The sequence below is a fragment of the Variovorax sp. GW821-FHT10D07 genome (genome assembly GCF_059415325.1).
The window spans coordinates 1-1230 of sequence record NZ_JBWKMZ010000037.1 but is presented as its reverse complement, the minus strand read 5'-3'; the positions used below and the strand labels follow the sequence as shown (position 1 = coordinate 1230).

At 63.1% G+C, this 1230-nt stretch carries 1 protein-coding gene; it reads left to right on the top strand.

Annotated features, from left to right (window positions below):
* Positions 1-105 precede the first annotated feature (105 nt).
* Entirely contained in the window at positions 106-1209 is a 1104-nt protein-coding gene (locus AC07PU_RS42445) for an IS5 family transposase (RefSeq protein ID WP_256223127.1), read from the top strand.
* Positions 1210-1230 lie beyond the last annotated feature (21 nt).

Sequence of the window (1230 nt, the reverse complement as noted above, 5' to 3'; positions counted from 1 at the left end):
AGAGGGTGTATTTGAAATAAACAATCACACGTTATCCTCGTCCCATACGCAATGCTGCAACGCAGGAGGTGACGAGTGGGGACGACGACGCGAGAGGGCAAGAATTTGGGCGGCAGACCAGCGCTGCTGCAAGCGGGCGAATTGCTCAGGCTTGTCGAGTTGACTCGGCAGATGCCGCAGGCATCGATGGACGAGCTGACGCGCGCGTTCGTGCATCAGACGGGAATTGAGGTTTGCTCGGCGACGATCCGCAAGGCCCTCAAGAAGGCAGGAATCAAGCGCGTACGGCCGGCACGGCGCGCAGGCCAGCGTGCGCAGACCCAGGGGGCGGCGCCTCAGCGATTTGGCTATACAGCAGCGCATCGCCGGGAAAGTGGCCTCAACGGCATGAACACGGACCTCACCGATGCCGAGTGGACCCTTGTGCATGATCTGTTCGAGCGCAACGGTGGACGCGGCACGCCCAGCACGCACCAGCGTCGCGACATCGTCAATGCCTGCATGTACATCGTGCGCACCGGCTGCGCATGGCGGCTCTTGCCTTCGAACTTCCCGCCTTGGCGTGCGGTGTACTCGGCGTTTCGAGGCTGGGCACAGGCGGGCACGTTCGAGCTCATGCACGATCGTCTGCGTCAGCAGTGGCGCCAGCGCATCGGCAAAGCGCCCGAGCCGACGGCCGCCATCATCGACTCGCAAAGCACGCGCAGCACGGCCCAGGGTGGCGATGGTGGCTTCGATGCGGGCAAAAAGGTCAAAGGCCGCAAGCGCCATCTCGTGGTCGATACCTTGGGACTGCTGCTGGCTTTGACCGTGACCGCTGCGAGCGTGCAAGACCGCGATGGCGCCGCCCCTGTGGTTGCGCAAGCCTGCGCTAAAGCGCCAGGACTGCAGAAGCTCTACGTCGATGCAGCCTATGCCGGCCAATGTGCAATGGCGCTGCGAGAAACGCACGGCATTGCGGTCGAGGTCGTTCGTCATCCAGCCAACCGCGTCACAGGCACCTTCGTGGCTGAGCAACGGCAACTGTGGCCGGACGCCATCCCTAAGGGCTTCGTCGTGCAAGCCAAGCGCTGGGTGGTCGAGCGCACCCACGCGTGGAACGAGCGCGCACGTCGCCTCATCGCACATCACGATCGCTCCAATTGGGCACCTGTCGCTTGGGTCTGGCTCGCTGAAGCACGTATCCTCGCTACTAGGCTGGCCGCGTAGATCATTTCAAATACACCCTCT